15 protein-coding genes are annotated in these 21,115 nt (G+C 66.9%); 8 read left to right on the plus strand and 7 right to left on the minus strand.

Going from position 1 to position 21,115, the window contains the following annotated elements:
• The first annotated feature begins 32 nt into the window (after positions 1–32).
• On the plus strand, positions 33–2,741 hold the full coding sequence (gene metH, locus ASE72_RS11155; protein WP_056020876.1) for a methionine synthase: 2,709 nt from the start codon (positions 33–35) through the stop codon (positions 2,739–2,741).
• Positions 2,742–2,779: 38 nt separating this feature from the next.
• Here metH and ASE72_RS11160 read toward each other — a convergent pair whose 3' ends face one another.
• Positions 2,780–3,988 (minus strand): cation:proton antiporter, encoded by a 1,209-nt coding sequence (locus ASE72_RS11160; RefSeq protein ID WP_056020879.1) that lies wholly within the window; start codon positions 3,986–3,988, stop codon positions 2,780–2,782.
• A gap of 235 nt (positions 3,989–4,223) precedes the next feature.
• Here ASE72_RS11160 and ASE72_RS11165 point away from each other — a divergent pair, with 235 nt between their 5' ends.
• Positions 4,224–5,156 carry a right-handed parallel beta-helix repeat-containing protein gene (locus tag ASE72_RS11165; protein ID WP_056020881.1) on the plus strand — a complete coding sequence of 311 codons (933 nt, stop codon included), beginning with the start codon at positions 4,224–4,226 and terminating at the stop codon, positions 5,154–5,156.
• Positions 5,157–5,385: 229 nt separating this feature from the next.
• Here the strand turns inward: ASE72_RS11165 and ASE72_RS11170 are convergent, their stop codons facing one another.
• A complete protein-coding gene (locus ASE72_RS11170) occupies positions 5,386–7,023 on the minus strand; it encodes an alkaline phosphatase family protein (RefSeq protein WP_056020885.1) in 1,638 nt (545 codons plus the stop codon).
• Between the two features lie 107 nt (positions 7,024–7,130).
• Between ASE72_RS11170 and ASE72_RS11175 the strand changes: the two genes are divergently transcribed.
• From ASE72_RS11175 to ASE72_RS11190, 4 genes are all read left to right on the plus strand, one after another.
• Complete coding sequence (locus tag ASE72_RS11175; RefSeq protein ID WP_156350388.1) at positions 7,131–9,164, plus strand: protein-disulfide reductase DsbD family protein; 2,034 nt, start codon at positions 7,131–7,133, stop codon at positions 9,162–9,164.
• A gap of 238 nt (positions 9,165–9,402) precedes the next feature.
• Entirely contained in the window at positions 9,403–10,926 is a 1,524-nt protein-coding gene (locus ASE72_RS11180) for a circularly permuted type 2 ATP-grasp protein (protein ID WP_056022214.1), read from the plus strand.
• On the plus strand, positions 10,926–11,861 hold the full coding sequence (locus tag ASE72_RS11185) for an alpha-E domain-containing protein (RefSeq protein ID WP_056020893.1): 936 nt from the start codon (positions 10,926–10,928) through the stop codon (positions 11,859–11,861). The genes ASE72_RS11180 and ASE72_RS11185 overlap by 1 nt, the downstream gene beginning before the upstream one ends.
• Positions 11,861–12,694, plus strand: a complete 834-nt coding sequence (locus ASE72_RS11190) for a transglutaminase family protein (protein ID WP_056020896.1) — start codon at positions 11,861–11,863, stop codon at positions 12,692–12,694. Before ASE72_RS11185 ends, ASE72_RS11190 begins: the two co-directional genes overlap by 1 nt.
• A 4-nt stretch (positions 12,695–12,698) precedes the next feature.
• Here the strand turns inward: ASE72_RS11190 and ASE72_RS11195 are convergent, their stop codons facing one another.
• Together ASE72_RS11195 and ASE72_RS11200 are read right to left on the minus strand one after the other, a co-directional pair.
• Positions 12,699–13,487 carry an arginyltransferase gene (locus tag ASE72_RS11195; RefSeq protein ID WP_056020899.1) on the minus strand — a complete coding sequence of 263 codons (789 nt, stop codon included), beginning with the start codon at positions 13,485–13,487 and terminating at the stop codon, positions 12,699–12,701.
• A 138-nt stretch (positions 13,488–13,625) separates the two neighbouring features.
• Complete coding sequence (locus tag ASE72_RS11200; protein ID WP_056020902.1) at positions 13,626–14,882, minus strand: threonine ammonia-lyase; 1,257 nt, start codon at positions 14,880–14,882, stop codon at positions 13,626–13,628.
• Between the two features lie 57 nt (positions 14,883–14,939).
• On the opposite strand from ASE72_RS11200, the gene ASE72_RS11205 reads away from it, so the two are divergent.
• Together ASE72_RS11205 and ASE72_RS11210 are read left to right on the plus strand one after the other, a co-directional pair.
• On the plus strand, positions 14,940–15,794 hold the full coding sequence (locus tag ASE72_RS11205) for an NAD(P)-dependent oxidoreductase (RefSeq protein ID WP_056020905.1): 855 nt from the start codon (positions 14,940–14,942) through the stop codon (positions 15,792–15,794).
• Positions 15,791–17,476, plus strand: coding sequence for an amidohydrolase (locus tag ASE72_RS11210; protein ID WP_235532328.1), 1,686 nt, complete (start codon positions 15,791–15,793; stop codon positions 17,474–17,476). The genes ASE72_RS11205 and ASE72_RS11210 overlap by 4 nt, the downstream gene beginning before the upstream one ends.
• A 132-nt stretch (positions 17,477–17,608) precedes the next feature.
• Here the strand turns inward: ASE72_RS11210 and ctrA are convergent, their stop codons facing one another.
• From ctrA to ASE72_RS11225, 3 genes are all read right to left on the minus strand, one after another.
• Positions 17,609–18,310 (minus strand): response regulator transcription factor CtrA, encoded by a 702-nt coding sequence (gene ctrA / locus ASE72_RS11215; RefSeq protein ID WP_056020911.1) that lies wholly within the window; start codon positions 18,308–18,310, stop codon positions 17,609–17,611.
• A gap of 196 nt (positions 18,311–18,506) precedes the next feature.
• Entirely contained in the window at positions 18,507–20,006 is a 1,500-nt protein-coding gene (zwf, locus tag ASE72_RS11220; protein ID WP_056020914.1) for a glucose-6-phosphate dehydrogenase, read from the minus strand.
• Between the two features lie 129 nt (positions 20,007–20,135).
• Positions 20,136–21,029: a LysR family transcriptional regulator gene (locus ASE72_RS11225; RefSeq protein WP_056020917.1), complete on the minus strand. Its 894-nt coding sequence runs from the start codon at positions 21,027–21,029 to the stop codon at positions 20,136–20,138.
• Positions 21,030–21,115 lie beyond the last annotated feature (86 nt).

Genomic DNA, 21,115 nt, shown 5'->3' on the forward strand with positions numbered 1-21,115 from the left:
CGGAGGGGAGAGGGCTTTTTGAAGAACAGACAATGACCACCACTTCCTCCACCTCTTTCGTCAACATCGGCGAGCGCACCAACGTCACCGGCTCGGCGCGCTTCAAGAAGCTGATCATGGCGGGCGACTATCCCGCCGCGGTCGAGGTCGCGCGCCAGCAGGTCGAGAGCGGCGCGCAGGTGCTCGACGTCAACATGGACGAGGGGCTGCTCGACGCGCACCACGCGATGACGACGTTCCTGAAGCTGATCGCCGCGGAACCCGATATCGCGCGCATCCCGTTCATGGTCGACAGCTCGAAATGGAGCGTGATCGAGGCGGGGCTGAAGTGCGTTTCGGGCAAGCCGATCGTCAATTCGATCAGCATGAAGGAGGGCGAGGAGCAGTTCCTTGCCCAGGCCAAGAAGTGCATGGCGTACGGCGCCGCGGTGGTGGTGATGGCGTTCGACGAGGTCGGGCAGGCGGACACCAAGGACCGCAAGGTCGAGATCTGCGAGCGCGCGTACAAGCTGCTCGTCGGGATCGGCTTTCCGCCTGAGGACATCATCTTCGATCCCAACGTCTTCGCGGTCGCGACGGGGATCGAGGAGCACGACAATTACGGCGTCGACTTCATCGAGGCGTGCCGCGAGATCAAGGCGCGCTGCCCGCACGTCCATATCTCGGGCGGACTGTCGAACTTCAGCTTCTCGTTCCGCGGCAACGAGCCCGTGCGCCGCGCGATGCACAGCGTGTTCCTCTATTATGCGATCCCCGCAGGCATGGACATGGCGATCGTCAACGCCGGCCAGCTCGACATTTACGACGATATCGATCCCGAGCTGCGTCAGGCGGTCGAGGACGTCGTGCTCAACAAGGATCCCGAGGCGGGTGAGCGGCTCGTCCAACTCGCCGAACGCTATCGCGGCACCGATGTCGTCGCCGAGAAGGCGGCGGCCGAATGGCGCTCGCTCGACGTCAACAAGCGGCTCGAATATGCGCTGGTCAAGGGCATCGACCTCCACGTCGTCGAGGATACCGAGGAAGCGCGCCAGATCATCGACGGCAATGGCGGTCGCCCGATCGAGGTGATCGAAGGCCCGCTGATGGACGGGATGAACGTCGTCGGCGACCTGTTCGGCAGCGGCAAGATGTTCCTGCCGCAGGTGGTCAAATCGGCGCGCGTGATGAAGAAGGCGGTCGCGCATCTGCTGCCGTACATCGAGGCCGCCAAGGAGCCCGGCGCGCGTGGCAAGGGCAAGATCATCATGGCGACCGTCAAGGGCGACGTACATGACATCGGCAAGAACATCGTCGGCGTCGTGCTCCAGTGCAACGGCTTCGACGTGGTCGATTTGGGCGTCATGGTCCCGTGGTCGAAGATTTTAGAGGCCGCGAACGAGAATGATGCGGACATGATCGGGCTGTCCGGGCTGATCACGCCGAGCCTCGACGAGATGGTGACGGTCGCCGAGGAGATGAAGCGCGCAGGGATGACGATGCCGCTGCTGATTGGCGGCGCGACGACGTCGAAGGTGCATACGGCGTTGCGCATCGCACCGGCGTATGACGGGCCGGTCGTGCACGTGCTTGATGCGAGCCGCGCGGTCGGCGTTGCGTCGACGCTCGTCAGCGACACGATCCGCGACGAGTTTGTGACGAAGACTGCGGACGAATATGAGGCGGTCCGATTGGCGCGCGCGAACAAGGGGCAGAGCGAGCTGCTCCCGATCGAGACGGCGCGCGAGCGCGGGTTCGTCGCGGACTTCGCGATGAAGCCGGGGGCGCCGGCGAAGCCCGGCGTGCACGTGTTCGCGGACTGGGACCTGACCGATCTGCGCGATTATATCGACTGGACGCCGTTCTTCCGCGCGTGGGAGCTGGCGGGCAATTTTCCGGCGATCCTGACCGACGAGGTGGTCGGCGAGAGCGCAAGTTCGCTCTACGCAGACGCGCAGGCGATGCTCGACACGATCATTGCGGAGAAGTGGCTGACGCCGCGCGGCGTGGTCGGGCTCTGGCCCGCACGGCGCGAGGGGGACGACGTGGTGGTCACTGCTCCCTCTCCCCTGCGGGGAGAGGGCTGGGGTGAGGGGCAGCCAAGCAATGCTGCGCTTGGGACAGCCCCTCACCCCGACCCTCTCCCCGCAGGGGAGAGGGAGCAGAAGGACGTGAGATTGCCCATGCTCCGCCAGCAGATCGCCAAGCGCGAAGGCCGCGCGAACATGTGTCTCGCCGATTTCGTCGATCCTGCGGGCGACTGGTTCGGCGGGTTCGCGGTCGGCATCCACGGGATCGACGCGCACATCGCGCGGTTCAAGGCGGGGCATGACGATTACAATGACATCCTGCTCAAGGCGCTCGCCGATCGCTTCGCCGAGGCGTTCGCCGAACGGCTGCACAAGCATGTCCGTCAGGAGCTGTGGGGCTATGCGCCCGAGGAGCAGCTGACCAACGACGCGCTGATCAAGGAACAGTATCGCGGCATCCGCCCTGCGCCCGGCTACCCCGCATGCCCCGATCACAGCCTCAAGCCGATCCTGTTCGACCTGCTCGATGCCGAAGCCGCGACCGGGCTCGAACTGACCGAGAGCTTCGCGATGTTCCCGACCGCGGCCGTCTCGGGCTTCTATTTCGGCCATCCGCAGGCGGAGTATTTCGGTGTCGCGCGCGTCGGCCGCGACCAGCTGGAAGACTATGCGGCGCGCCGCGGTGTCGACCTGCCGACCGCGGAACGCTGGCTGCGTCCGAACCTCGACTAGACGAGTGTTCACCCGCCCCCGCGGGTGAACACGGCGTGTCAGGCGCTACGCCCGACCAGCCCCGCCAGTTTCTTCAGCTTCGGCGCGACCATCGGCACGGTCAGCATCGTGCTGGCCAGCGCCATCAGCAGCAGCGCGGTGAAGGTCTCGTTGGTGATGATCGCCTTGTCGAGCAGGATGTTGACGAAGATGATCATGATCAGCGCCTTGGTCTGAAGCAGCCAGCCGATCACCGGGGCTTCACCCGGGCGCCATTTGAGCAGCCGGCCGGCGGCATGGACGCCGGCGAGCTTGCCGCCGACCGAGGCCAGCAGCAGCAGTGCGGCGGCGGCGAACACCGCGACCCCGCCGACCGCCCATTGCGTCTTCAGCCCGGTCGACAGGAAGAATACCGGCATCACCGCGAGCAGGACGAAGTGGCGGAAATCGTCCATCCGCTTCTGGTCGAACCATTTCGCGTCGAGCACCGCGCCCGACAGGAACGCGCCGACCATGAAATGCAGCCCCGCCCAGTCCGCGGCGAACCCGCAGCCGGCGAGCCATATCAGGCTGACATACCAGCGATCGCGCTCGGGAATCCGCGCCATCAGCCGGCGGACGAGCACGGTGGCGAGCGCGAAGCCGACGAGGAACGCGCCCTGCCGCCCGACGCGTTCCCAATCGAGCAGGATCAGCGCGAGCACGCCCCAGATCGCGATATCGTCGAGGCTGGCATAGCGCAGGATGCGCTGGCCGATCGGCTCGCGCAGCACCTCGAGCTTTTCGAGGAACAGCACGAGGATCGGTAGCGCTGTGACCGCGCAGGCCATGCCGACGCCGAGGATCACCTGCCAGCGCGCGCCTGACGGACCTGCCCAGCCCGGATAGCGCAGCATGACCGCCGCGGCGATGCTGCCCGTGACGAGCGGCACCGCGAGCGCGAGCCCGGCAGTGACCCCGGTCTCGCGCCGCCGCTGCCACGCTTCGCCGAGATCGAGCTCGATGCCGGCGACCCAGACGAACATCATCACCGCCCACCAGGCGACGCCGTTGAGCGAGCCGAGCGTGACGGGGGTGAAGATCGTCGCGTAATAGTCATGGAAGATCGCCCCCAGCACGCCCGGCCCGAGCAGGATGCCGCCGAAGATCTGCACGACCACCAGTGGCGCCCAGTAATCCGTCCGGCCGAGCCGCCACACGAGATAGGGCACCGTGAAAATGATCAGCATCGCGAGGAGGAAGACCTCCGTCGGCGTCATGGCGTGCATGCAATCCCCCCTGCGCGCGGTCGGGGCCCCCCCGCCGGCTGTCTCGTGGGACCGTGGTATGCCGCCGGGGTGGCGGGGGCAATATGCGGCGACCCGATCGCACCGGACTCGACCAATCCATCAGGTGCGTCATTGCGGGACGCGCGACAGGCCACCCGCTATCGGCAAGCACACGCGAACCGCTTAGGATGGCGCATGCCTGCACGATGATGGTGCCGGATCAGGAGTGCCTTGCGTGAACAGATCTCTCCTGCTGCTTGCGATGGTCGCCGCGTCCGCTTCGGCGCAGGCGCCGGTACGCCGCGCTGCGCCCTTTACAATCGACGGGCAGGGGTTCGCGACACTGCAGGAGGCGGTGTCGTCGATCCGTCTGGGCACCGCGACGATCCTGATCGCGCCCGGCATATACCGCGAATGCGCGGTGCAGGCGGGCGGGCGGATCACCTTCAAGGCGGCGGAGCCGGGCACCGCGATCTTCGAGCGCGTCGCGTGCGAGGACAAGGCTGCGCTGGTGTTGCGCGGCCAGGGCTCGGTGGTCGATGGCCTCGTCTTTCGCGGCTACAGCGTCGCGGACGGCAATGGCGCGGGCATCCGGACCGAGATGGGCGACCTGCGCGTCGTCAACGCGATGTTCCTCGACAGCCAGGAGGGTATCCTCGGGGGCGAGCCGAACGGACAACGGATCACGATCGATCAGTCGACCTTTTCGGGGCTCGGCCAGTGCGACCAGTCGCCGAGCTGTGCGCACGCCATCTATCTCGCGAACAAAGGCAGCGTGACGATCACCCGGTCTCGGTTCGAGCGCGGCACCGGCGGTCATTACGTCAAGCTGCGCGTGCCGACCGTGACGATCACCGACAACAGTTTCGACGACAGCGCGGGCCGCAAGACCAACTACATGATCGACCTGCCAGAAGGCGCAACCGGGCTGATCGCGCGCAATACCTTCGTGCAGGGCAAGCAGAAGGAAAACCACACCGGGCTGATCGTCGTCGCGGCGGAGGCGAAGACCTATCGCTCGACCGGGTTGCGGGTCGAGGACAATGATGCGCGGCTGTCACCGGGGGACACGAGCAGCCCTGCGTTCCTTGCGGATTACAGCCATGACCGTCTGGCGCTGGGGGCGAACCGGCTGGGCGCGGGGTTGCGGGCGTTCGAGACGCGGTAGTTGGGCCACCGCGTTCGAAGTCGAGCGGGTCGGTGGCGCTGGCGCCTGAAAACCCCGTCACCCCAGCGAAAGCTGGGCTCGCCCTGCTGGGACAGCGAGTGGCCGGTGCGGGAAGATCCCAGCTTTCGCTGGGATGACGGAGGGCCGGGCGTTGGAGGCCGTAGCATCAACCGCGACTGTTCTCCCGCGAAGGCGGGAGAACAGCACTTCGGGCGTGCGTGAGCGCGCCTCAGCTCGGGCAGGTGCTCGCTGCGCCCGGATCGAGATCGAGGCACCGGCCGTCGAGCCCCGAAACCGGCAGCCCGATCGTCGCCGCGAGCGTCGGGACGATATCCACCGTCTCCACCGACAGCGGCTGTTCGAACCCGGTCATCCCCTTGCGCCAGAACAGGATCGGCACGCGGCGGTCGTAATCCCATGGCGACCCATGCGTCTCGACATAGCCACCGGCCGGCGACACGATCGTCGTCACGCGCGGCTTGAGCAGCGTGACGAGCTGGCCCGAGCGGCCCTCGCTGTACGAGGCGCGCGCGCGCTCGATCAGCGTCCAGGTCTCGGGCGGCGTCTTCGCCATCGGCGTCGCCATGATCTCGGCGGCCGAGAAGGCGGCGGCGACCTGCGGCAAGGCACGATAGCGACGGAGCGCCTCGGCGAGCACCTTCGCCTTCGTCTTGGCGGGCAGGGTATCGTCGATATAGACGTCGCCCTCGGTGCCGAGCAGCACGCTGCCCTTCAGCCCCAGATCTTTGGCGATCGCGGTGCCGACCTGCTTGGCCAGCACGTTTTCGTCCATATGCGCTTCCATCGGCATCGCGCGCTGCTGCTGGCGCTCGGTCGCGTCGTGCGCGCCGTGGTCTGCGGTCAGCACCACCTCGTAATCGACGCCGGTCTCGTCCAGCACCGCGAAGAACCCGCCCAGCGTCCGATCGAGCTCGGCCATCTGGATGCACATCTCCGACCCCTGCGTGCCGTAGGAGTGGCCGATATAATCGGTCGCCGACGCGCCGATGTCGATGATGTCGGTCTGCGGCCCCGTGCCGAGCTTCATGTCCTGGACGAGCGCTGCCGCCATCGCGAACACCGCGGCGTCGGACGCCGGCGACACGCGGAAGCCCTTGGCGTCGCCCGCCTCGCGTTCGAACCGGCCCTGGCCATAGGTCTTGCCCGCGATCACGATCGGATGGTTCACGCCCGCGCAATAGCCCGGCAGCGGCAGCGCCGCCTGTGGCAGCGCGATCAACTTGGCGACCGCGTCGCGCGTGCGCTGCACCGCGGGCGGCACCGCGCGGCCCGCATAGGAGACATAGGTCTTGCCGTCCCACCACCAGAGTTCGTCGACCTTGTGGCCGCCCATCATCACCGCCGCGCGATCCTTGCCCGCGACCGACACCGAGCGCGTCCGCGGATCGCGTGCCTTCATCATCTCGCCCAACGTCGGCACCTTCAGGTGCATGTCCGACACGGTGTAGCTGTCGTGCGTGCTGCCGGTAACGCGCTCGTCCTCCGAGCAATAGACGATCTTGTCGGGTCGCCCGGCGCGCTGGTCGACCCAGTTGTTCGCGATGATCCCGGTATGCGCAGGCCGCATGCCCGTCAGGATCGTCGAATGGCCGGGGCAGGTCTCGGTCGCGGCGTGGCTCTGATACCCGCTGGGGAACACGACGCCGCCGAGCAGTCGCGCGAAACCGCCGGTGTACCGGTTGCGATATTGCTGGAAAAGATCGGCGGCGAACTGATCGACCGAGATCGCGACGATCAGTTTCGGCGGCGTGGTCGGGGCCGCGGCGGGCGTCGGGGCCGGCGGTGCGGTCTGGGCGGAGACCGAACCGGCCGAGGTCAGCAGCAGCGCGGCGATAAGTGCTTTCACGAACAGTCCTTTAGCAAGCGGCGACCACGGGAGCAGCCGTCGCTTTGAAGTGCAATACGACATCGCCACCGCTATGGCTTTGCGCGATGAACGACACAAGGATGGCCATGCGCAGTTTACGTTGCGTCGTGATGACGGTTTTGCTGGCGCTGTGCGGCCTGTCGCCTGCGTTCGCGGAATCGCTCAACGGATCGAGCCAGCACCTGTCGATGCGGCTGGTCGCCGAAAGCGATCGCCCGAAGGCCGGCGCGCCGCTGACGATCGCGCTCGCGACGACGCCCGAAAAGGGCTGGCACGGCTATTGGCGTAATCCCGGCGATGCGGGGTTTCCGGCGACGTTCGACTGGACGCTTCCCGCAGGCGCAAAGGCCGGCGAACCCGAATGGCCGGTGCCGACGACATTGCTGATCGCGGGCCTGATGAACTATGTCTACGAGGCGCCCTATGCGCCACTCGTGACGATCCAGGTTCCCGCGGGCCTTGCGGCGGGGACCAGGCTGCCGATCCGGTTGAAGACGAGCTATCTCGTCTGCTCGGCGACGATCTGCGTTCCCGAGGAGCAGGCGCTGTCGCTTGACCTGACGATCGGCGACGGCGCGCCCGCACAGACGGCGGCCTTTGCCGACTGGCGGCGCGCCATCCCCAAGCCACTCGATTCCGGCGCGACCTATGCCGCGAGCAACGGGACGATGCGGATCGCGGTGCCGTTCCCTGCAAGCGCCAAGACCGACGCGGCGTATTTCTTCCCCGTCACCACCGGTGTGATCGACAATGGCGCTCGACAGAACGTCACGCGCGACGGCGACCGGCTGACGATCGAGACGAAGCTTGCGGCGAACGCAAAAAGCGGCGGGCCGGTCGAGGGCGTGTTGCGGATCGGCGACGCGCAGGGACTGAGCGTCAAGGCGACGCCCGGGGTGGTGGCCGACAGCGGATCAGGCACGGCGACCGCCGAGAATGTCTGGCTGACCGCGCTGGTCGCGTTCGCGGGCGCGGTGCTCGGCGGGCTGATCCTCAACATCATGCCGTGCGTCTTCCCGATCCTCAGCCTCAAGGCACTCAGCCTCGCGCGCGGCGGGGCAAGCGAGAAGGACGCGCGCGGCGAGGCGCTCGCCTATACCGCGGGCGTCGTGCTGGTCTGCCTCGGGCTCGGGGCGGCGATCCTCGCGCTGCGTGCAGGCGGTTCCGCAGTCGGCTGGGCGTTCCAGTTGCAGCATCCCGCGGCAATCGTCGTCCTGCTCCTGCTGAGCGCGGCGATCGCGTTCAACCTTGCCGGGCTGTTCGAGGTGCCGACGCCGCGCTTTGCGGGCGAAAGCGGTGCGAGTGGCGCGTTCGCGACGGGGGCGCTCGCGGCATTCATCGCGACGCCGTGCACCGGCCCGTTCATGGGCGCGGCGCTCGGTGCGGCGCTCGTTCTGCCATGGCCGGCGGCGCTGGCGGTGTTCGGCGGGCTCGGGCTCGGCCTGTCGCTGCCGTTCCTCGCGATCGGGTTCGTGCCCGCATGGCGGCGCTGGCTGCCCAGGCCCGGCGTGTGGATGGAGACGTTCCGCCATATCCTGTCGGTGCCGATGTTCCTCACCGCGATCGCGCTCGGCTGGGTGCTGGGGCGTCAGACCGGCGTGGACACGCTGACGCTCGCGCTGATCGCGGTGCTGGCGGTGGGCGCGGTGCTCTGGATCGGCGGGTCGCGCCAGCGCAAGGGCAAGGCATTCGGCGCCGCGGCGCAGATCGCGCTGGCCGTGGTCTTCGTCGGCAGCGCGGTGCTCATCGCGCGCGCGCCACCCGCATCGGCAAAGGTCGCGGCGGCTGGCGACGAGGGTTTCACCGAGGCCCGGCTCGCGTCGCTGCGCGCGGAGAAGCGCCCGGTGTTCGTGTATTTCACCGCCGACTGGTGCCTGACGTGCAAGGTCAATGAAAAGGCGGCGATCGACACCGCGGGCGTGCGCGATGCGTTCGCGAAGAACAACGTCGCGGCGCTGATCGGCGACTGGACCGACGGGGACCCGGTGATGGGCCGCTTCATCCAGGCGCATAACCGCGCCGGCGTCCCGCTCTACCTCTATTACGCCCCCGGCGCCGCCGAGCCGACTGTCCTGCCGCAGGTCCTGACGCCCGGTCTGCTGCAAGCGCTGGGGCGCTGATTTCCACTCCGTCGTCGCGGCGGAAGGCAGGGTTCAGGGTTACCGAGCTTGCGCTCCATGGCCCTGGATCCTGACTTTCGGCAGGATGACGGGAGGGGAGAGGTGCTGCAGTCCTACGCGCGACCCGCCCCGGCTACGCCGGAGCATCGCGGTCGCTCACGAACATTCGACGCTTGTGCGGCGCAGCGATGCGATGCAGCATGGAACCGTAACGCTTGATGGGGAATTTACCGTTCCGATGGGGAAACGAGCGTTTGATGAAATCATGGGGGCGTCGGACGATAATACCGTTCGCCCCGAACTTGCGGCATTGGGACGCTGGATCGAGGACACGCCCGACGTAGAGTTGCGGCGACGTCAGCAGGCGGCCGAGACGACGTTCCGGCAACTCGGCATCACCTTTGCCGTCTATGGCGAGAACGAAGCCGCCGAGCGCATCATCCCGTTCGACATCGTCCCCCGCGTCTTCCTGCATGACGAATGGACGCGCCTGTCCGAAGGATTGATCCAGCGCGTCGAGGCGATCAATGCCTTCCTCGACGATATCTATGGCGATCGTCGCATTCTGAAGGAGGGCATCCTCCCCGAGGATCTGGTCATGGGCAATGCGCAGTTCCGGCCGGAAATTGCAGGCATGCGTCCGCCTCACGGGATCTGGGCGCATATCTGCGGGATCGATCTGGTCCGCACGGGGCCGGATGACTTCTTCGTGCTCGAGGACAACGCGCGGACGCCGTCGGGTGTCAGCTACATGCTCGAAAATCGCGAGGCGATGCTGCGGCTCTGCCCCGAGCTGTTCCGCGAGTTCCGCGTCGCTGCGGTCGACAGCTATCCCGATCGGCTGCTCGAGACGATGAAATCGGTCGCGCCGCACGGAGTCAGTGCGCCGACCTGCGTCGTGCTGACGCCCGGCCATTATAATTCGGCCTATTACGAGCACAGCTTCCTTGCGGACTCGATGGGGGTCGAGCTCGTCGAGGCGGCGGATCTCGTGGTCGACGACGACATCGTCTGGATGCGGACGATCGCCGGACGCGTGAAGGTCGACGTCATCTATCGCCGGATCGACGATGACTATCTCGACCCGCTCGTCTTCCGCCCCGACAGCGCGCTGGGCGTGCCGGGACTGATCGCCGCATATGCCGCGGGCAATGTCGCGATCATCAATGCGCCGGGCAACGGGATCGCCGACGACAAGGCGATCTACAGCTACATGCCCGATATCGTGAAATTCTATTCGGGCGGCACGTGCAAGCTTCCCAACGTCGAGACTTGGCGCTGCCGCGAACCGCAGGCGCTCAAATACGTGCTCGACAATCTCGAGGACGTCGTCGTCAAGCTCGTCGATGGCTCGGGCGGGTACGGCATGCTGGTCGGGCCGACCGCGACGAAGCAGGAGATCGAGGATTTCCGTGCCGCGCTGATCGCCGAGCCGCACCGCTACATCGCGCAACCGACGCTGGCGCTGTCGACCGTGCCGACGATGGCGGAGGCGGGGCTGTGCCCGCGCCACGTCGACTTCCGGCCGTTCGTGCTGACCGGATCGAAGGGGGTGCAGGTCGTGCCCGGCGGGCTGACGCGCGTCGCACTCAAGGAGGGGTCGCTGGTCGTGAACTCGAGCCAGGGCGGCGGAACGAAGGACAGCTTCGTGCTGATGGCGGACCAGTCGCAGCGCATGGTGGCAGGCGGCATGACGCAGACGATGGGCGGGATGTCGCAGACACTCGGCACTGTTCCGTCGCAGCCCGAGGTACAGTCCTGATGCTGTCGCGTACCGCTTCGTCGCTCTACTGGCTCGGTCGCTATTTCGAGCGCGCGGACTTCATCGCGCGGCTGGTCGAGGCGACGGTCCGCCTCGACGTGTTGTCCCCGCAACCCGCGGGCGAGGACGCCTGGGCGTCCGCGCTGGCCGTCACCGAGACCGACGAGGCGTTCGCGCGGACCGGGGTGCCCGTTGCACAGCGCGACGTCGTGCGCTTCCTGACGCTCGACGCGAGCCATCCGGGATCGATCGTACGCTGTCTCGACATGGCGCGGAACAACGCCAAGGCGGTGCGTACCGCGCTGACGCGCGAAGCATGGACCGCGATCAACCGGGCATGGCTACTGTTCGAGAACCGCGCGACGCCGGGCAGCACCACCGCGCAGCTCAATCTGGTCGAGGCGGTCAAGAACGAGACCCGCGGCTTCGAGGGGGCGATCCACCGGATGCTGCGCAATCAGACGACGTGGTTCATCCGGCTGGGGCAGGCGGTGGAACGCGCCGACAACACCGCGCGGCTGCTCGACGTCAAATACCACATCCTGTTACCCGAGGGGCAGCAGCTTGGCGGCGCGATCGACCGCGACCAGTGGACGACGATCCTGCAGACCGTATCCGCGGTGACCGCCTATCGCTGGCTGTATAACGATGGACTTCGTCCGGCCGACGTGATCGACCTGTTGCTGGCGCGAGCGGAACTGCCGCGCAGCCTTGCCGCCTCTGTCGAGGAGACCGTCGACGTGTTGAACCTGCTTGCGAAACGCACCGGACAGCATGGCGAGGCCGACCGGATGGCGCGATTGCGCGCATCGCGGTTGAGCCGGACCCGATCGGGCGAGGTGATCGCATCGGGCCTGCACCAGTATCTTCAGGCCTTCATCCAGGAAAACGCGATGCTTCACAGCGCAATCGGCCGGCAGTTCAAGTTCCTTTGATGCGTCTGTCGGTCGATCACCGCACGATCTATCGCTTCACAACGCCGCAGAGCCGGCTCGTCCAGATGCTCCGCATGACGCCGCAGAATACGCATGACCAGACCGTCGCGCGCTGGCGGATCGACGTCGACTGCGACGCGCGGCTGCGTCAGGGGCGCGACGGCTTCGGCAACGTCATCACCATGCTGTATATCGACGGTCCGATCGACGGGATCGAGATCAGCGTCACCGGCGACGTGCTGACGAGCCATTCGGATGGTGTCGTCCACGGCGCGCATGAGGTGCTTCCGCCCGCGCTGTTCCTGCGGTCGACGCCGACGACACCGCAGGACGGTGCGATCGCGCGCTTTGCGGAGAATGCGGCGTCGGGGGCGAGCGGTCGCATCGGCGCGCTCCACCGGCTGAACGACGCGGTCCACGCGCGTCTGGCGCCGGATCTGGGGCGGCCCAAGCCGGACCTCGACGCGGCCGCGGCATTCCGCCTCGACAGCGGCACGTCGCGGGACATGGCGCAGGTGTTCATCGTCGGCGCACGCGCGCTCGGCGTACCCGCCCGCTACGTGTCCGGCTATCTGTTCACCGATCGCGACGACGATCACCGTCCGACGCCGCATGGCTGGGCAGAGGCCCATGTCGACGGGCTTGGCTGGATCGGCTTCGATCCGTTTGTCGGCGCCTGTCCCGAGGAGGAGCATGTCCGCATGGCGGTCGCGCTCGATGCGGCGGGCGCGGCGCCGGTCGCGGGCTCGCGGCTGGGTGAGGGGGGTGAACGGCTCGACGTCGACGTGGTGGTCTCGAGCGACGGCGACGATCTTCCCCGCAACACGCAGTAGCGATTCAGGCGAGCGGCGGTTGCTCGACGGGCTGCGGCGGCAGCGGTTCGGCGATGTCCGCGTCGGTGAGAAGTCGCCAGCCCGCGGGACCGAGCCGCTCGATCGGGCGATAGCGGATCTTGTATTCCATCCGGCTCGATCCCTTCACCCAATAGCCCAGATAGACATAGGGCAGGCCGGCATCGCGCGCGCGGAAGATGTGGTCGAGGATGATGTAGTTGCCGAGCCCCGGCCGGGTCGCATCGTCGGCGGCAAAGAAGCTGTAGATCATCGAAAGACCATCGGCATGCCGGTCGGTCAGGCAGGCGCCGATGAGCGCACCCGGTACGCCGTTGGCGCTGGGTTCGCGATATTCGACGATCAGCGACTCGACGGGCGAATGCTCGACCATGTCGGCATAATCGTCCTCGTCCATGCCGGCCATGCCGCCGCCGGGATGGCGCGTCGACAGATAGCGGCGGAGAAGCTGGAACTGTTCGTCGGTCGCCCAGGCCTTGCAGACGCGCGCCTCGATGTCCGCGTGGCGCTTGAGCAGCTTGCGCTGAGTCGCGTTCGGGGCGAATTCCGGGGTGACGATGCGCACCGACACGCAGGCGACACACCCCGCGCAGCTCGGACGATAGGCGACCCCCTGGCTGCGCCGGAACCCGATCCGGCCGAGCGCGTCGTTGAGGTCGTTGGCGTGCGGGCCCGTGAGTTCGGTAAAGACCTTCCGTTCCTGTCGCCCCGGCAGGTACGGGCAGGGGCCGGGACTGGTCACGAAGAAGCGGGGAAAGCGGAACGGTGCAGTCATCTGGAATTGCCCCCCTCCGGCTCCACCGCGATCTTAGGCGGCAGAGGTATATGAATAGTATGCGGCACGATGAAAAGCGGGCGCACGCGACGCAGTAAAAACTTCGTCGCGTGCGGCAGCGCGGGGATTACCCGGTGATCAGGCCAGTTCGACGGTGCTCGTCTCGTATCCGGCCGCCTTGAGCGCGGCGACCAGCCGGTCGAGATGCGCGCGGTCGCGGGCCTCGCACTCGATGTCGGTGATCAGCCCCTTTGCCGGCAACGTCGTGAAGACACGCTGGTGATAGACCTCGATGATGTTGACGCGTTCCTGGTCGAAGATCCGCGCAACGTTGTAGAGCGCGCCAGGCTGATCCTGAAGCCGGATGCGCAGACGTGCGAGCCGGCCCGAGCGGGCAAGGTCGCGCAGCAGCACGTTGGCGAGCAGCCGCGTGTCGATGTTGCCGCCGCACAGCACGATGCCGACGGTGCGGCCCTTGAACCGCTCGGGATGCTGGAGCAGCGCGGCGAGGCCTGCGGCACCCGCGCCCTCGACGACCGTCTTCTCGATCTGGAGCAACAGGCTGACCGCCATTTCAAGGCTGCGCTCGCTGACGAGGACGATGTCGTCGACCAGTTCGGCGACCATCTTCGACGTGATGCCGCCGGGTTCCTTGACCGCGATGCCTTCGGCCAGCGTATCGCCGGCGCACGGCATCGTCGTCCCGTTGATGCGGTTGTACATCGACGGGAACAGCTCGGCCTCGACGCCGACGACCTCGATCGGGTGGCCGCCCTCCTGCGTCGCGGCGCGCGTCACGGTGGCAACGCCCGAGATCAGCCCGCCGCCGCCGATCGGCACGACCATCAGGTCGATGTCGGGCACGTCCTGCAGCATCTCGATCGCGGTCGTGCCCTGCCCGGCGATGACGCGTGGGTCGTCGAACGGGTGGACGAAGGTGAAGCCGCACTCACCCTCGAGCACGCGCGCATGCGCATAGGCGGCGTCGAACGTGTCACCGTGCAGCACGACCTTGGCACCATGGCCCTCGGTCTGCGTGACCTTCACCGTCGGCGTGTTGGTCGGCATGACGATCGTCGCGGGGATGCCGAGCCGGTTGGCGTGATAGGCGAGGCCCTGCGCGTGATTGCCCGCCGAAGCCGCGATGACGCCCTTCGCGCACGCCTCGGGCGACAGCTGCAACAGCGTGTTGAGCGCGCCGCGTTCCTTGTACGCCGCGGTGAACTGAAGATTCTCGAACTTCAGATAGACCGTCGCGCCCGTCATCTGGCTCAGCGTCCGGCTGATCAGCGTCGGCGTGCGGACGATCGAGGCGCGGATGCGGTCATGCGCGGCGCGGACGTCGTCGATGGACACGGGAAGGGTGGGTGCCGCTACGGCAGCGAGGGTAGCCATGCGCGATGCGCTAGACCATCTGGCGCGCAGGGGAAACACCGCTTATGCGCTTGGGGCATGGCAAAACTGGCATTCATCGGGACCGGCGTGATGGGCGCGCCGATGGCGGGGCATCTCGTCGCCGCCGGGCACGACGTCGTCGTCTATAACCGCACACAGGCCAAGGCGCGGGCCTGGGCCGAGAAATATGGCGGGACCGTCGCCGAGACTCCCGCGGCAGCCGCGACGGGGGCGGATGCGGTGTTCGCGTGCGTCGGCAATGACGACGATCTGGCATCGGTGACGCTCGGCGAGGACGGCGCGTTCGCAGCGATGCGCGACGATGCGGTGTTCGTCGATCACACGACGGTATCCGCAGCGATCGCACGGCGGCTCGCGGCGGAGCGCACGCTGGTCGTCGATGCGCCGGTATCGGGCGGACAGGCGGGCGCCGAGAGCGGCAAGCTGTCGATCATGTGCGGCGGCTCGGCGGCGGCGATGGCGAAGGCCGAACCCTTCATGCAGGCCTATGCAGCACGGATCGTCCATGTCGGCGACGCGGGCGCCGGGCAGACGACGAAGATGTGCAACCAGATTGCGATCGCCGGCGTGATCCAGGGCGTCGCCGAGTCGCTGCGGTTCGCGCAAATGTCGGGGCTTGATCTCGACAAGGTGCTCGAGGCGATCTCGGGCGGCGCGGCGCAGAGCTGGCAGATGGTCAATCGCTGGCCGACGATGGCGAGGGAGGAGTTCGACTTCGGCTTCGCGGTCGACTGGATGCGCAAGGACCTGGGGCTCGCGCTCGACGAGGCGCGACGCAATGGTGCGGTGCTGCCGGTCGCGGCGCTCGTCGATCAATTCTATGCCGATGTCCAGGCGATGGGCGGTGCTCGCCAGGATACGAGCGCGTTGGTGCGGAGATTGCCCAAGTGAAGCGTTTTCTGATTTCGACGGCGGCAGCGTCGCTGCTCGCCGGTCCCGCCTTCGCCGACGGGATCGTCGACAACGTCAACGGCATCACGGTCGCCGAGGGCGGCAAGATCATCCGGTTCAAGGCGATCCTGGTCGACAAGGACGGTCGCGTCACGCGGCTGGTCCCGCCGGGCGAGGAACCGCCCAAGCTCAGCCGCAAGGAATTGAAGAAGAACGCGGGCAAGCCGTTGTACGACTGGCGGATCGACATGCGCGGCAAGACCGCGTTGCCGGGGTTCGTCGACGCGCATGGCCATGTCCTCGAGCTCGGCTTCGGCGCGCTGTCGCTCGATCTGTCGTCGGCCAAGTCGCTGGGGGAGGCCAAGTCGCTGATCGCGGCGTATGTCGCCGCCAACCCCGATCGCAAATGGGTCCTTGGACGCGGCTGGAACCAGGAGACCTGGGGGCTGGGACGCTTTCCGACCGCCGCGGATCTCGACTCGGTGGCGGGCGGGCATCCGATCTGGCTGTCGCGCGCGGACGGTCATGCGGGCTGGGCGAACAGCGTCGCGATGCGCGAAGCGGGGATCACCGGGGCGACGCTTGCCCCTGCTGGCGGGCGTATCGAGAAAAGCGGCGGCGCCCCGTCGGGCGTGTTCGTCGACGCCGCGCAGGGGCTGATCGAGAAGGTGGTGCCGCAACCCCTGCCCAAGGAGCGCGACGCCGCGTTCCTGACCGCGCAACGGATCCTGCTGGAGTATGGCGTCACCGCGGTCGCGGACATGGGGACGACGCTCGACGACTGGCTGACCTATCGCCGGATGGCGGATCTGGGCGGGCTCCGGGTGCGGATCATGAGCTATGCGCTGGGCGTCGAGACCGCGGGGCGGATCGGCGGCAAGGGGCCGACGCCGTGGCTGTACGCTGACCATCTCCGGATGGGCGGCGTGAAGCTGTACGCGGACGGTGCGCTGGGGTCGCGCGGCGCGTGGCTGCTCAAGCCCTATGCCGATGCGCCGGGGCAGACGGGTCTGGGGTTCCTGACCGATGCGCAGCTGCAGAACCAGATGAGCCGCGCGGCGATGGACGGGTTCCAGGTCGCGGTGCACGCGATCGGCGACAAGGCCGATCAGCAGGTGCTCGACGCGATCCAGGTCGAGAGCGAGACCTACACCGGCGACCGGCGCTGGCGTGTCGAGCATGCGCAGATCGTCGATCCCGCCGACCTTCCGCGTTTCGGCAAGTTCGGCACGATCGCGTCGATGCAGCCGACGCACCAGACGAGCGACCGCGCAATGGCCGAGGCGCGGCTCGGGCCGAACCGCCTGACGGGCGCGTATGCGTGGAAGTCGATGCTGGCCAATGGCTCGAAGCTCGCGTTCGGGACCGACTTCCCGGTCGAGAAGCCCGACCCGTTCGCGACATGGGCCGCGGCGTTCACGCGGCAGGATGCGGATGGCCAGCCGCAGGGCGGATGGCAGCCGCAGGAACTGATCACGCGCGAGCAGGCGTGGTGGGCGATGACCGGGGCCGCCGCCTATGCGGGATTTGCGGAAACCAAGTTCGGTGCGCTGGCACCGGGGCAGCGTGCGGACTTCATCATCGTCGACCGTGATCCGACGCTCGCGTCGCCCACCGACCTGCGGACGACCAAGGTCGAACAGACCTGGATCGGCGGCGAAAAGATGTGGGAGCGGAAATAAGCGCGGCGTCCGTGCCGGACGGGGGCGGTGCGTCGCAGCGCGCCGCCGGCATCGGGGCCTGAGAGCATCGACATGAAAAGGACCGCGGCGCCCCTGGCTCCGCGGTCCTTTTCATTGTCCGTCGATGGCGCGTCAGGCGACCTGGGTTTCGACCAGTTCGTCGGGCTCGCGCAGGACATAGCCGCGGCCCCAGACGGTCTCGATGTAGTTCTCGCCGTCGCAGGCCAGGCTGAGCTTCTTGCGCAGCTTGCAGATGAAGACGTCGATGATCTTCAGTTCGGGCTCGTCCATCCCACCATACAGGTGGTTGAGGAACATTTCCTTGGTGAGCGTCGTGCCCTTGCGCAGCGAAAGCAGCTCCAGCATCGCATATTCCTTGCCGGTCAGGTGGACGCGGCTGCCGTCGACCTCGACCGTCTTGGCGTCGAGATTGACCGCGAGCTTGCCCGTGCGGATGACCGACTGACTGTGACCCTTCGAACGACGGACGACGGCGTGGATACGCGCGATCAGTTCCTCACGGTGAAACGGCTTGGTGACGTAATCGTCGGCACCGAACCCGAAGCTGCGGACCTTCGAGTCCATCTCGTTGACGCCCGACAGGATCAGCACCGGGGTCGCGACACGCGCCACGCGCAGGCGCTTGAGAACGTCATAGCCGTGCATGTCCGGCAAATTCAGGTCGAGCAGGATGATGTCGTAATCATATAGTTTGCCCAGATCGAGGCCCTCTTCACCGAGATCGGTGATGTAGACGTTGAATCCTTCGGTCGTGAGCATGAGCTCGATCGCCTTGGCGGTGGTCGGTTCGTCCTCGATCAACAGCACGCGCATGGGTCGTTCCCCGTTTACGAACGCGACAGCCCCTGCTCCGCTATTCGCCTTGATTCATTAACCAAACAACATCTGAAGGCAAAAGGTTAATTTCGACTTAAGTGCGTAAGGTCGCTGTGTTTTTGCACGAATACGACAAGTTTCACGCGGAAGCGCGCGACCGGCACGTAAAGACTTCGCGCCGATTTATGGACCATCACGGCGTAGTATTTCCGGCAGGCGCGAGGGAATGCCAGTGAAATCCGTCGCGTTCGAGCAGGGCGTCGGCGGAGTCCGGACCCAGGCTTCCCGCGGGATACGGGTCGGGCGCGCCATCTTCTGCCCATATGTCGAGGAACGGCTGCACCGCGGCCCAGCCTGCCTCGATCGCGTCGGCGCGCTGGAACAGCGTCTGGTCGCCGGCGAACAGATCGTGGATCAGCGACTCATATCCCGTCATCGCGCCGATATCGAACCGATCCGCGTAGCGGAAATCGAGCGCGATCGGCGCGGTGTCGACTTCGAGGCCGGGGCGCTTGATGTTGATGTCCATGCTCAGTCCCTCGTCGGGCTGGATCTGGATGATCAGCCGATTGGGGGGCAGCATTTCGGCGGCGGTCTTGTGGAACTGCGCGAAGGGGACGGGCTTGAACGTGATGACGACCTCGGTGTCGCGAATCGCCATCGCCTTGCCCGTCCGCAGGTAGAAGGGCACACCCGCCCAGCGCCATGTGTCGACCATGAGCTTGAGCGCGACATAGGTTTCGGTGGTGCTGTCGGCGGCGATATCGGGCGATTCGGTAAAGCCGGCGACGTCGCGCTCGCCGATCCGCCCGTGCGTATAGACACCCCGGACGCCGTTGCGGCGGGCCTTTGTCGGCGTGTAACGCCGGACCGCCTTCAGCACCTTGCCCTTCTCGTTGCGCACCGCTTCGGCGTCGAAGCTCGCGGGCGGTTCCATCGCGACCATCGCCAGCAGCTGGAAAAGGTGGTTGGGCACCATGTCGCGCAGCGCACCCGTGGCATCGTAGAAGCGGCCGCGCGTGCCGACGTCGACGGTCTCGGCGGCCGTGATCTGGACATGGGCGATACAGTCTGCGTTCCAGACACGCTCGATCATCATGTTCGCAAAGCGCGCGGTCATGATGTTCTGGACGGTTTCCTTGCCGAGGAAATGATCGATCCGGTACACCTGCGTCTCGGCGACCTTGGCGAGGATGCGCGCGTTGAGCGCCTGCGCGGACGCGAGGTCGTGGCCGAACGGCTTCTCGATCGCGATACGGCGGAACGCGTTGCGCTGCTCCCTGGTCAGGTCGTGATCGGCGAGCTTGTCGACGATGTCGCCGAAGAACTTGGCCGGGACCGCCAGATAGAATGCGGCGTTGCCCGAAACGCGCGCCTTGATCTGGTCGTAAACGGCGTCCTGCGTGAAATCGCCTTGGATATAATGGATGTGCTGCTGCAGCCGCGACCATGCTTCGTCCTGGTCAGGCGTGGCATGGCTGCCGGCCTGCTTGCGGAAATCGGTGAGCGCGCCACGCATTGCGGCGTCATCGCCGGGCTCGATGCCGATCCCCAGTACGGAAAAATCCGCCCCCAGCATGCCGAGCCGGGTCATGTTGGTCAGCGCGGGCATCAGGAGGCGGCGCGTCAGGTCTCCCATCGCGCCGAAGATCACGAGCGTCGTCGGCGGGGCAGGGGCTATCGGTACGGTCATGCGGTCACGGTCCGGAACAGCGGCTGTACGGGCATCGGTTTCCTTTCACGATCTATGTTGCAAGTGCCCGGCACGCCGCATTGTTCCCCCGCCAGCCGATCGCAGCGGCACGAACGATCGCCCGGCGGATCAGCCCGGGTCGCGCAGCCTCGCGCCGAGAAATGCGATCAGCGTCTCGACGCGCGCAGGACGCAAGGGGCTGGGCGGGGTGAGCAGATGGAGGCCGATCGGCGCGGGCGCCCAGTCGTCGAGGATCGTCACCAATGCCCCCGACGCGAGATGCGCGTCGATGATGAAATCGGGCAGGCGCGCGATGCCAAGCCCCGCGATCAGCGCCGGAACCACCGCCTCTCCGCTGTTCGCGGTCAGCGGTCCCTGCAGACGCACCGACACGTCGGCACCACCCGGGCCATGAAAGCGCCACGGACCAACGACGTTCGAATAGCCGATCAGCCGGTGCTCGCCGAGTTGCCCCGGATGCGTCGGCGTTCCGTTGGTGGCGAGATAGGCGGGTGCTGCGACGATGTGCGTCTGGATCGTGCATAATCGCCGCGCGCGCAGCGAACTGTCGGGCAGTTCGGCGATGCGGAGCGCGACGTCGAACCCCTCCGCGACGATGTCGACGCGCGCATCGGACAGATGCAGGTCGATCTCGATCCCCGGATGCGCGAGCAGGAATTCCGCGAGCAGCGGCGCGACGTTGGTGATGCCGAAGCTCATCGGCGCGGCCAGCCGGACGCGCCCCGTCGGCGCGGTGGCGGCATCGTTCGCCGATTCCTCGGCAAGCCGGGCTTCGGCGAGGATGCGGGCGGCATGCTCGGCAAGCGGCTTGCCCGCTTCCGTCAGCGCGAGGCGGCGCGACGTGCGATGGAACAGCGACTGGCCCAGATGCGCCTCGAGACGCGTGATCGCCTTGGACACCGTCGCCTTGCTCAACCCGATCGCATCGGCGGCGGCGCTGAACGAACGATGCTCGACGACGCTGGCGAAAATCGCCCAAGCTTCGAGATCGGGCAGGCGCATGGACGGGCTCTCCGCAGCAAAGCGCTATAGCTAGCGGGGGAAACGATCGGTTTCCAGCGTTTCTATTTACGGCGTGATCGCATCGC

The organism is Sphingomonas sp. Leaf20 (assembly GCF_001421535.1).
Classification (GTDB): Bacteria; Pseudomonadota; Alphaproteobacteria; order Sphingomonadales; family Sphingomonadaceae; genus Sphingomonas.

Bases quoted from the DNA above. Each gene is read 5' to 3' on its own strand.
- metH (WP_056020876.1), top strand. From the start codon at position 33: ATGACCACCACTTCCTCCACCTCTTTCGTCAACATCGGCGAGCGCACC.
- ASE72_RS11160 (WP_056020879.1), bottom strand. From the start codon at position 3,988: ATGCACGCCATGACGCCGACGGAGGTCTTCCTCCTCGCGATGCTGATC.
- ASE72_RS11175 (WP_156350388.1), top strand. From the start codon at position 7,131: ATGCGCAGTTTACGTTGCGTCGTGATGACGGTTTTGCTGGCGCTGTGC.
- ASE72_RS11180 (WP_056022214.1), top strand. From the start codon at position 9,403: ATGGGGAAACGAGCGTTTGATGAAATCATGGGGGCGTCGGACGATAAT.
- ASE72_RS11185 (WP_056020893.1), top strand. From the start codon at position 10,926: ATGCTGTCGCGTACCGCTTCGTCGCTCTACTGGCTCGGTCGCTATTTC.
- ASE72_RS11190 (WP_056020896.1), top strand. From the start codon at position 11,861: ATGCGTCTGTCGGTCGATCACCGCACGATCTATCGCTTCACAACGCCG.
- ASE72_RS11195 (WP_056020899.1), bottom strand. From the start codon at position 13,487: ATGACTGCACCGTTCCGCTTTCCCCGCTTCTTCGTGACCAGTCCCGGC.
- ASE72_RS11200 (WP_056020902.1), bottom strand. From the start codon at position 14,882: ATGGCTACCCTCGCTGCCGTAGCGGCACCCACCCTTCCCGTGTCCATC.
- ASE72_RS11205 (WP_056020905.1), top strand. From the start codon at position 14,940: ATGGCAAAACTGGCATTCATCGGGACCGGCGTGATGGGCGCGCCGATG.
- ctrA (WP_056020911.1), bottom strand. From the start codon at position 18,310: ATGCGCGTGCTGTTGATCGAGGACGAACCGACCACCGCCAAGGCGATC.
- zwf (WP_056020914.1), bottom strand. From the start codon at position 20,006: ATGACCGTACCGATAGCCCCTGCCCCGCCGACGACGCTCGTGATCTTC.
- ASE72_RS11225 (WP_056020917.1), bottom strand. From the start codon at position 21,029: ATGCGCCTGCCCGATCTCGAAGCTTGGGCGATTTTCGCCAGCGTCGTC.